Here is an 8412-nt window from a genome sequence, read left to right as displayed (position 1 = left end):
GCGGTGATGCCCACGACGTCGGCGTTCCCGCGCAGCGCGATGGCGGTGAGGACGCCCGTGTCGCCGAGTCCGACGATCACGACGCGGGGTCGGGTCATACGCGGTGCCGCGTCACACGCGGGCGGTGGCCTTCCTGGGCGGTCGCGGGAGGAACCGGGACACGCGCTGCACGACGTCGTCGTACTCGGGGCGGCGTTCGAGGCTGCGGCGCTCCATCATCGGGATGCTCACGCCCAGGAACATGGCGAGCATCGCGGCGGCGCCGACGAACACCCACCACGCGCCGGGCCAGGCGGCCAGGCCGAACAGGGCCATCGACAGCCAGATGCCGCACTCGCCGACGTAGTTCGGGTGCCGCGACCACGACCACACCCCGGTCTGCATGACCTGGCCCGGCGTGCGGGTGGCGAGGAAGCGGTGCATCTGCAGGTCGGCGATCGTCTCCAGGGCCAGTGCGGCGATGCCGACGGCGAACGCGACGATGTCCAACCAGCCGAGCGGCTGCCCGGCGCGCGTGGCCACCACGTAGACGGGGATGAGGCCGGCGAACACCACCAGGGTGGGGAAGATGTGGATCCCCATGAGGTCGGCGACGAGGCCCAACTTCCCGGCCCGCTCGCGGACCAGCGGGTAGCGCCAGTCCTCGTGGTGCATCCCGGGGAAGGTGCGGACCCAGTTGGCCGTCAGGCGGATCGCCCACGCCACCAGCACCGCCATCATGAGCCACCAGCGGACGTCGTTCACGCCGGCGTCGGCGGCGACCCACCAGTAGAACGCCAGCAGCGGCGGGATGACCGACCAGTAGGCGTCGTACGTGCTGGAGTTCCGGAAGATGCGGCTGAACCCGAAGATGACCAACGTCGCGACGATGTCCGCGATCAGCCCGTCCAGCCACAACTGCCCGGTGTCCGGACCCCACACCAGCCACGCCAACCCGGCGGCGATGGCGATGACGTACGCGAGGGTGATTCGCAAGAGGGACGCGCCTCGACTCATGTCAGGAGGGTAGAGCGGCGCGCGGCCGTTGGTTGAGGTAACTGCGAATGTGGCCGGTTCGGTCTATCCCGGCGCGTGTGCGTCCAGAGGGAAATGAACGACCTCGTCGTCGTCACTTCCGAGAGAGCGGATGACGAGATTCGAACTCGCGACCCTCACCTTGGCAAGGTGATGCGCTACCAGCTGCGCCACATCCGCATCGCTTCGCAGGCTCGCTCTCGCTCACCGCGTTGCGAGAAAGAACTCTAGACCATGCCTCTGAGCGCGCGTCGGGGAGGTGCCCTTGGGCGCGTCCTTCGGGTCGGAAGCGCTGTCACCTGTCGGGGTTCGTGGCCTTCCCGTCCAGCCACAGCGTGTCGGTGGCGTCGGAGTGGGTGCCTCCCGATCCAACGTGTTCGGGGTCGATCTTCGGGCCCTTGGTGATGACGTGGACCAGGGCCATGCCGTGTCCGCGGCCCAGGTCGTAGTCCTCCTTGAGCCACGCGAGGATCGGGCCGGCCTTGGTTCCGGGGCCGAAGCCCTTCTCGGTGGCGGCGTCGACCAACTGCCGGGGCGTGAGTCCGGTCTTGGTCTCGATCGTGTCGAGGTAGGCCTGGAATGACATGGGGTTCTCCTTGCGGGTGGGTGGTGGCGGGCCGGTCAGTCGGCAATGTCCCGGCGGACGGAGTAGGTGGCGAGGATGTTGCCCGCCCGGGTCTGGGTGGAGTTCAGCAGTTGCAGGCGTGTGGTGGGGACGGAGTCGTCGAAGAGCCTGCGGCCATCGCCGGTGATCACCGGGTGGATGGTCAGGGTGAGCTCGTCGACCAGGCCGGCCAGGACCAGTCGTCGGGTGGTCTCGATCCCGCCGCCCACGGCGATGTCCCCGCCGGGCTGGGTACGCAGCTGCTCGAGGTACTCCGCCGGGTCGCCGGGGACGATCGTGCTGTTCCACGGCAGGTCGCCGGTCAGCGACGAGGTGAGCACGTGCTTGCGGACCGGGTTGACCCACTGGGCGAACGGGTCGTCGGCGTAGGTGGGCCAGAACCCGGACCATTCCTGCCAGAGCGTGCGGCCCAGCACCAGGTCCGTGGTGGTGGCGGCCATCTGCTGCATGGACTGCATCTCGTCGGGGCCGAACGCGTCGAACTGCCAGCGCTCCGCGTGCTCGGACACGCCGTTGAGCGTGGAGAACATGTGCGCGGTGATCGTGCGGCTCATGATGATCCCTCCTGCGGGGGTTTCGGGGGCCGGTCGAGCGGGTGCTCGTGGCCCGGGGGAGTTGCCTTCACAGGGGTAGACGGGACGGGGCGGCGGAAATGATCGGTGCCGCGGAGATTTTTCTGCGCGCCGGCGTCCGGGCCTACGGCAGCTGCGCGGGGAGGCCGAACTCGGCGAAGTGGTGCGCGCCGATGAAGTGGGTGATGGCCGAGATGCGGCCGGCGGCGGAGTCGAGGACGTGGATCGCGAACGGCTCCCAGCGCTGGTCGCCGGCCTGGTGGTAGACCGCGACGGCTGGCCGGCCGTTGGCGGAGGTGGTGATGGTGCGCGCGTTGCGGCAGACCTCGCCCGGACCGCGCCACCACCGTTCGATCTCCGCCGAGCCGCGCAGCCAGAGTTCGAACGGCGGCATGGAGAACTCGGCGTCGTCGGTCAGGAGTGTGACCAGCCGGTCGACGTCGTAGGCCTCGAACGCCGCGACGTACTGATCGAGCAGGCCCGCGTCGACGTGCGGGTCGGGGCGGGGCGACGACGACGAGGTGTTCTCCGTCGGGTGGGGGAGCGCGATCTCGTGCTGGGACAGGGTCTTCCGGGCCCGGGCGAGCGCGGAATTGACGGAGGGGAGCGTCATCCCGAGGAGTTCGGCGCATTCCGCGGCCGAGTGGTCGAGGACGTCGCGCAGGAGCAGCACGACCCGCTGCCGGGGCGGCAGGTGCTGGAGGGCGGCGACAAAGGCGAGCCGGACGGACTCGCGCACGACTGCGGTGGCAGAAGGATCAATCCCGAGGTGTGCGTCGCTCGCCGGGCCGATCCAGGTGACCTCGGGCAGGGTCGCCAACATCGTGGGGTCGTCGGGCACTGCGCCGGGTTCGGTGAGGTCCGTGGGCAGGGCCCTGCGCTGTGGAGCCCGCGTCATGTCGAGGCAGACGTTGGTGGCGATCGAGTACAGCCACGTACGCAGGGACGATCGGCCCTGGAACCCGGCGCCGTCCCGGGCTTTCCACGCGCGGAGCATGGTCTCCTGGGTCGCGTCCTCGGCCTCGGCGAAGCAGCCGAAGTAGCGGTAGCAGTAGCCGAGGATCTCGCGCCGGTAGTCCTCTGCCTCGATCGTGTGCACGGAACTCAGTCTCCGCCGTGGCGCGGCGGTCGTGGGGTGGTTTGCGCCTCGACTGAGTGGTCAGCCTGCCGGGCGGTCAGCGGCAGCAGTTCGGGTCGAGCACCCCTCGCAGGGCGTCGAGGGACTCGGCGCGCGCCCGGTAGTAGACGTTCATGCCGCGACGTTCGGAGACGACCATGCCGGCCTTGCGCAGCTGCCCGAGGTGGTAACTGACGGTGGATTCGGCCAGATCGACACCCGTCGCCAGGTCGCAGGTGCACACGCCGTCGCCGTTGTCGGTGAGCAGGATCGACACCAGCTTGAGGCGGACCGGGTCGGCGAGGGCCTTGAGGCGCAGAGCCAATTCGAGGGCGGCGGCATCGTTCATGGGGGCGGCCGACACCGGGTCGCAGCAGATCGGCCCGCTGACGTCGATCACGGGGAGCGCTTTGGGCATGAACAGAGTGTAGCGACCCTCTTGACATATATCGAAGAGCAGGAGCATTCTGGTGGAGCCAACTAATTCGATATATGTCACACAGGTGGAGGCCGCCATGTCCCGCGTTCAACTCGCCCTCAACGTCGACGACCTGGACGAGGCCGTCACGTTCTACTCCAAGCTCCTCGGGGTCCATCCGGCCAAGCTCAAGCCCGGCTACGCCAACTTCGCGGTCACCGAACCGCCGCTCAAGCTCGTCCTGCTCGAGAACCCCGGCACGGGTGGCTCGATCAACCACCTCGGGGTGGAGGTCGAGTCCTCGGAGAAGGTCCACGCCGAGATCGCGCGCCTTACTGGCGAGGGGCTGTTCACGGACGAGGAGATCGGCACCACCTGCTGCTTCGCCACCCAGGACAAGGTGTGGGTCACCGGGCCGGCGGGGGAGAAGTGGGAGGTCTACACCGTCCTCGCCGACTCCGAGACCTTCGGTACGAGTCCCCAGCACCTCGACGGCCCGGCCGGTGCCGATCGGGTCGACCCCGACGGCGGCGTGTGCTGCGGAACCGCAGCGGCGCCGCCCGAGCCGTCCGCCCAGGCGCCAGCGGAGGGCGCCGACAGCTCCTGCTGCTGACCGCAGACCGGGCAGCGTCGATCACCTTCGTCAACGTTCTTGTCGGACCCGCGCGATACAACTGGGGTCCATCGAAGGAGGCCATCATGTCTGAGGCGTTCGACGTCCGAGTGGTCGGAAAAGAGCTGCACATCGGTCCCGTACGAATCGGGTTCCAGCGCACCTTGCGTATCCCCGAGGATGGGCTTCATCCCCTGCCGCCGGGTCTCGGGTTGTTCCCGATCCGGAGGGTTCAGGATTACCCCGACACCGCCCCGGCGGAGTGGCTGGCCCGCGGCGGCGTCATGCTCCCCGTCTACCAGCGTGAGGCCATGTGGATCTCGCTGGACAGCAGCGAGCCAGCTGCGCTGCAGGTGGGCATCGGCAAGGTGTGCGCCATCAGCGGCGAGGAGTGGGACGAGTCCCTGTCGCAGGACCCACAGAACTATGCGTCGTTGCCGGATCAGCCCTGGCTGGACGGGATCAATGCCGGCGACGGGTTCATCCGGCAGTTCGTCGCAGTCCCCTTGGGCCTGGGGGCGACGGTGGAGGGACAGGTGACTGGCCGCGAGGAGCACGGTGGCGTGCAATTGCGCGCAGTCGGCCTGACGGCTGCCGCGCTCGAGGACCGGGGAAAGTCGTACGACGACGACTTGATTTGCTACAGCGGCATGCCGCTGACCGAGAGTGCACCGGCCATGGGGCTCGGGGCCGGTGGTCGGATGCGCCAGGAGGTCTACGAAGACGACCGCGAACTCAGCGACTACGACGAGTCCAGGTCCGGGCGGGTCTTCGTGCACCTCTGCTCGGCAGCGCAGTGGACGGCGATCACGGGGGAGGTGCCGCCTGCGACGCCCGTCGACCGAGATGCCTACACCGAGGCAGGTCTGCCCTGGTTCGACTACTTCGACGCTGATCGCGACGATCTCGCTCCCGCCGATTCGCTCAAGCGCGTCAAGTCCGTCGGACAGGCGCTGGGCGGCGACGAGGACGCGCATCCCCCGGTGCCGCCCGAGAGCATCGTGAAACTCAAGCACCCCTCGGGAGACACCGTGGAAGACGGGGCCTGGTAGTTCCCGAGCCCGCGAGCTCGCGCCGATCGCCTCCGGCCCCGATGACGAGAACCCGCGAACTGTTCCGTCTCCCCAGTGAAGCGACCACACTGGGTCGCACAGCACGAGGAGGTTCAGTCATGGCCAAGTACCTGTTGCTCAAGCACTACCGCGGCTCCGCTCCGGAGGAGCCCACCTATCCGCCGATGGGCGAATGGGACTCCGACGACGCCGCTGCCCACTTCCGGTACATGGAGGACTTCGCGAACCGACTGCGGAGCTCCGGGGAGTACGTGGACTCCCACGCACTGTCGGAGTCGGGGACGTGGGTGCGGTACGACGGCGAGGGCCGCCCGCCGCTGACCGACGGCCCGTTCGCCGAGACCAAGGACCTGATCGCCGGCTGGATGATCATTGATGTGGCCGACTACGACCGGGCCCTGGCGCTGGCGTCCGAACTGTCCGCGGCCCCGGGGCCGGGCGGCGAACCGATTCGCGAGTGGCTCGAACTGCGGCCCCTGCTCACCGCTCCCACGGAGATCGAGGACTGACCGCGGCCGGTCCGCCTCAGTCGGCCCAGCGCAGGCCGAGCAATTCCATAGCGCGGTTGAGGTCCGCGTCACCCGTTCCGAGACCCGCGTTGTCGAAGCGCGGCGCCAGGATGGCTGACACGTCCCCATCTCGGGAGCGTTCGAAGATCGCCCACAAGGTGAGGTCCTCCCCGTGTCGGGAGGTGAATTCGATTCCGTCGAGTGGGACGTCGTCTACGTCTGTGACCCCGTGGAGCCAGGAGGCGATTCCTCGTGTGAGGGTGCGGGGTCTCGCGTCCCTGATCGCCGCAGCATCGAGGTCGTCGAGCCCGAGTCCGAGGGCGGTCATTCTGAACCTTGATCGCAGAGCGGCCAGCGAGCGGTGATCACCAGGAACAGCAAAGCCGCCTGACATCATTGCTGTTCCACTGCATCGCACCTCGCACCAGTCGGGTGGAATCGTGCCCGCCTCGATGGTCGGAAATTCGTCTTCCCCGTTGACTTCTATCTCCGCGAGTTCGTCGGACACCCGCGAGCTGGGCCTGAATCTCGCGAGGAGCTCCAGAAGGCAGGCGAGCCGGGTCTCGCCCACGTAGAGGGTCCGCCAGGAGCCTCCGGGGTCGTCCCACCGTCCATCGAATCGGCCGTCCTCTGCGTAAGCCCAATCGGTCCACTGCCACGGTGTGGGAGCGAATCCCACGCGGTGAACTGTTATGGCGGTGTGTCTCCGGACGACTATGTCGCCGGCGTTGGTACGGACTACCGTCTCGCGGCTCATCCGACCGATACGAATTGACGCGCGGCGGCGAGCACCATCGGGCCGGTTTCTCCGACGTCACCATCGCGGAGCAGCAGAGCCGGGGCCCTGTCATCGAGAAGCGGATTGAGTCCTTGCATCCACGCCTGGGCGACGGCCGGGGAATCGCGCTCGCAGATCATTCGAGCGATCCGGTAGGCGATTCGAAGCCGTTCCACGGTTTCCGGCCCGGCGATCTGTCGGGTGCCGTCGGCCCATCCCCGTACCGCACGGGTTTCTTTGACCTGCCCCAAGTAGGCGACCAACCGATCACCCAGGAGTGGCCGGAGTGCACCGACGAGCTCGGCGTTCGTCATCCGGTTCGCCTCTTCGTACGCGGCGAGATCCGGCCGCCGATGAAGTATCGCCATCGTGATGCTCCCTGACGTGTGGGCTGTCACTGCTGAATCCCACCTTGTTTCCCACATCGTATCCCCAGCGGGTCCCAGTGACCATCCCCATTTTGGTGTCGGGCACCCCGCACTGGCCGGTGGTTCGACCGGGAGCGCGGGCGTACCGTGCGGGCATGACCAACCCGGACGCGACCACCCCGATGCCCGACGAGAACCAGAACCGCGCAGAGGAGACCCTCGGTTCGCCCGTCCCCGAGGGCCGGACCGCCGACGGCAGCTCGGTGCAGCGTGACCCCGACGACTGGGTCACCGGCGACGAGCCCATGACGGAGGCGCAGAAGAGCTACCTCGACACCCTCGCCCGCGAGGCCGGTGAGGAACTCCCGACGACGCTGACCAAGGCCGAGGCCTCCGAGCACATCGACCGCCTGCAGAAGAACAGCCCGCGCACCGGCCACGCCTAGACGAGCCGGTGCCATGACCGCCCCCGACCTCCGGACGCTGACGCCGCAGGTCATCGGCATCCTCATCCGCCGCGGCGCCGACTTCGCCACGGCCGAGGACGCCGTCCAGGAGGCGCTCATGGAGGCGCTGCGCGTCTGGCCGGACGACCCACCGCGCGACCGCCGCGCCTGGCTGACGGCCGTGGCCTGGCGCAGGTTCCTCGACATCGTCCGTTCCGAGGGCGCCCGTCGGCGCCGGGAGCAGCGGGCGGCGGAGGAACAGGGGCTGGGCTCGTCGTCGCTGTCGTCGTCGTTGCTCGTGCCTCCGGGCCCCGGTGACCGGACCACGGCCCCGGGGCCCGCGACAGCACCCACCGACGACACCCTCTGGCTCTACTTCCTGTGCGCCCACCCGTCGCTGCCGATGCCGTCGGCGATCGCGCTGACCCTCCGCGCGGTGGGTGGGCTGACCACCCGCCAGATCGCGCGGGCGTTCCTCGTGCCCGAGGCGACCATGGCGCAGCGAATCAGCCGCGCCAAACGCACCATCGCCGGCGAGCGCCTCGACCGGCCCGGCGACGTGGCCACCGTGCTGCGGGTGCTGTACCTGGTGTTCAACGAGGGCTACACCGGCGAGGTCGACCTGGCCGCCGAGGCCCTGCGCCTGACCCGGCAGCTGTCGGCGGCCATCGACCACCCCGAGGTGCGGGGCCTGCTCGCGTTGATGCTGCTGCACCACGCGCGCCGCGCCGCGCGGTTCAGGAGCGGCGGGGCCGGGGGTGACGCCGGTGCTGGCGAGGACGCCGACGACGGCGACGACGACGAGCTGATCCCCCTCGCCGAGCAGGACCGCACCCGATGGGAGCGCCAGGGGGTCCGGGTCGTGTACCCCGAGGCTGT

12 protein-coding genes and 1 tRNA gene are annotated in these 8412 nt (G+C 68.9%); 5 read left to right on the top strand and 8 right to left on the bottom strand.

Going from position 1 to position 8412, the window contains the following annotated elements; genetic code table 11:
• Positions 1–111: 111 nt before the first annotated feature.
• From G6023_RS09855 to G6023_RS09830, 6 genes are all read right to left on the bottom strand, one after another.
• Positions 112–996 (bottom strand): DUF1295 domain-containing protein, encoded by an 885-nt coding sequence (locus G6023_RS09855; RefSeq protein WP_182635235.1) that lies wholly within the window; start codon positions 994–996, stop codon positions 112–114.
• Between the two features lie 125 nt (positions 997–1121).
• Positions 1122–1194: transfer RNA gene (locus tag G6023_RS09850), tRNA-Gly, on the bottom strand.
• Positions 1195–1309: 115 nt separating this feature from the next.
• Positions 1310–1600 (bottom strand): DUF4287 domain-containing protein, encoded by a 291-nt coding sequence (locus tag G6023_RS09845; protein ID WP_182635233.1) that lies wholly within the window; start codon positions 1598–1600, stop codon positions 1310–1312.
• Positions 1601–1635: 35 nt separating this feature from the next.
• Positions 1636–2193 (bottom strand): dihydrofolate reductase family protein, encoded by a 558-nt coding sequence (locus G6023_RS09840; RefSeq protein WP_182635231.1) that lies wholly within the window; start codon positions 2191–2193, stop codon positions 1636–1638.
• A 142-nt stretch (positions 2194–2335) separates the two neighbouring features.
• Positions 2336–3310 carry a sigma-70 family RNA polymerase sigma factor gene (locus G6023_RS09835; RefSeq protein WP_206680991.1) on the bottom strand — a complete coding sequence of 325 codons (975 nt, stop codon included), beginning with the start codon at positions 3308–3310 and terminating at the stop codon, positions 2336–2338.
• 76 nt (positions 3311–3386) lie between these two features.
• Positions 3387–3746: an Rv2640c family ArsR-like transcriptional regulator gene (locus tag G6023_RS09830; protein ID WP_182635229.1), complete on the bottom strand. Its 360-nt coding sequence runs from the start codon at positions 3744–3746 to the stop codon at positions 3387–3389.
• Between the two features lie 97 nt (positions 3747–3843).
• On the opposite strand from G6023_RS09830, the gene G6023_RS09825 reads away from it, so the two are divergent.
• From G6023_RS09825 to G6023_RS09815, 3 genes are all read left to right on the top strand, one after another.
• A complete protein-coding gene (locus G6023_RS09825) occupies positions 3844–4359 on the top strand; it encodes an ArsI/CadI family heavy metal resistance metalloenzyme (RefSeq protein ID WP_182635227.1) in 516 nt (171 codons plus the stop codon).
• Between the two features lie 86 nt (positions 4360–4445).
• The gene (locus G6023_RS09820; protein ID WP_182635225.1) at positions 4446–5411 is read left to right on the top strand and encodes a hypothetical protein; all 966 of its coding nucleotides are present in this window, start codon (positions 4446–4448) and stop codon (positions 5409–5411) included.
• A 119-nt stretch (positions 5412–5530) separates the two neighbouring features.
• Positions 5531–5941 carry a YciI family protein gene (locus G6023_RS09815; RefSeq protein ID WP_182635224.1) on the top strand — a complete coding sequence of 137 codons (411 nt, stop codon included), beginning with the start codon at positions 5531–5533 and terminating at the stop codon, positions 5939–5941.
• 16 nt (positions 5942–5957) lie between these two features.
• Here the strand turns inward: G6023_RS09815 and G6023_RS09810 are convergent, their stop codons facing one another.
• Together G6023_RS09810 and G6023_RS09805 are read right to left on the bottom strand one after the other, a co-directional pair.
• Positions 5958–6698 (bottom strand): RES domain-containing protein, encoded by a 741-nt coding sequence (locus G6023_RS09810; RefSeq protein WP_182635223.1) that lies wholly within the window; start codon positions 6696–6698, stop codon positions 5958–5960.
• Entirely contained in the window at positions 6695–7087 is a 393-nt protein-coding gene (locus G6023_RS09805; protein WP_069388672.1) for a hypothetical protein, read from the bottom strand. The genes G6023_RS09810 and G6023_RS09805 overlap by 4 nt, the downstream gene beginning before the upstream one ends.
• A gap of 155 nt (positions 7088–7242) precedes the next feature.
• Between G6023_RS09805 and G6023_RS09800 the strand changes: the two genes are divergently transcribed.
• Positions 7243–7533, top strand: a complete 291-nt coding sequence (locus tag G6023_RS09800) for a DUF3072 domain-containing protein (RefSeq protein ID WP_069388673.1) — start codon at positions 7243–7245, stop codon at positions 7531–7533.
• A gap of 13 nt (positions 7534–7546) precedes the next feature.
• The coding region (locus G6023_RS09795) for a DUF6596 domain-containing protein (protein WP_277817524.1) at positions 7547–8412 on the top strand (866 nt) is incomplete at its 3' end.

This window comes from Dietzia sp. DQ11-71 (assembly GCF_014144995.1).
Lineage (GTDB): Bacteria > Actinomycetota > Actinomycetes > Mycobacteriales > Mycobacteriaceae > Dietzia > Dietzia kunjamensis.
Note: the sequence above shows the minus strand (reverse complement) of the source record. Positions and strands in the feature narration are given on the sequence as shown.

Excerpts from the sequence above, each read along its gene's own strand:
- G6023_RS09825 (WP_182635227.1), top strand. The coding sequence starts at position 3,844 with ATGTCCCGCGTTCAACTCGCCCTCAACGTCGACGACCTGGACGAGGCC.
- G6023_RS09810 (WP_182635223.1), bottom strand. The coding sequence starts at position 6,698 with ATGAGCCGCGAGACGGTAGTCCGTACCAACGCCGGCGACATAGTCGTC.
- G6023_RS09800 (WP_069388673.1), top strand. The coding sequence starts at position 7,243 with ATGACCAACCCGGACGCGACCACCCCGATGCCCGACGAGAACCAGAAC.
- G6023_RS09845 (WP_182635233.1), bottom strand. The coding sequence starts at position 1,600 with ATGTCATTCCAGGCCTACCTCGACACGATCGAGACCAAGACCGGACTC.
- G6023_RS09820 (WP_182635225.1), top strand. The coding sequence starts at position 4,446 with ATGTCTGAGGCGTTCGACGTCCGAGTGGTCGGAAAAGAGCTGCACATC.
- G6023_RS09840 (WP_182635231.1), bottom strand. The coding sequence starts at position 2,193 with ATGAGCCGCACGATCACCGCGCACATGTTCTCCACGCTCAACGGCGTG.
- G6023_RS09805 (WP_069388672.1), bottom strand. The coding sequence starts at position 7,087 with ATGGCGATACTTCATCGGCGGCCGGATCTCGCCGCGTACGAAGAGGCG.
- G6023_RS09815 (WP_182635224.1), top strand. The coding sequence starts at position 5,531 with ATGGCCAAGTACCTGTTGCTCAAGCACTACCGCGGCTCCGCTCCGGAG.
- G6023_RS09855 (WP_182635235.1), bottom strand. The coding sequence starts at position 996 with ATGAGTCGAGGCGCGTCCCTCTTGCGAATCACCCTCGCGTACGTCATC.
- G6023_RS09830 (WP_182635229.1), bottom strand. The coding sequence starts at position 3,746 with ATGCCCAAAGCGCTCCCCGTGATCGACGTCAGCGGGCCGATCTGCTGC.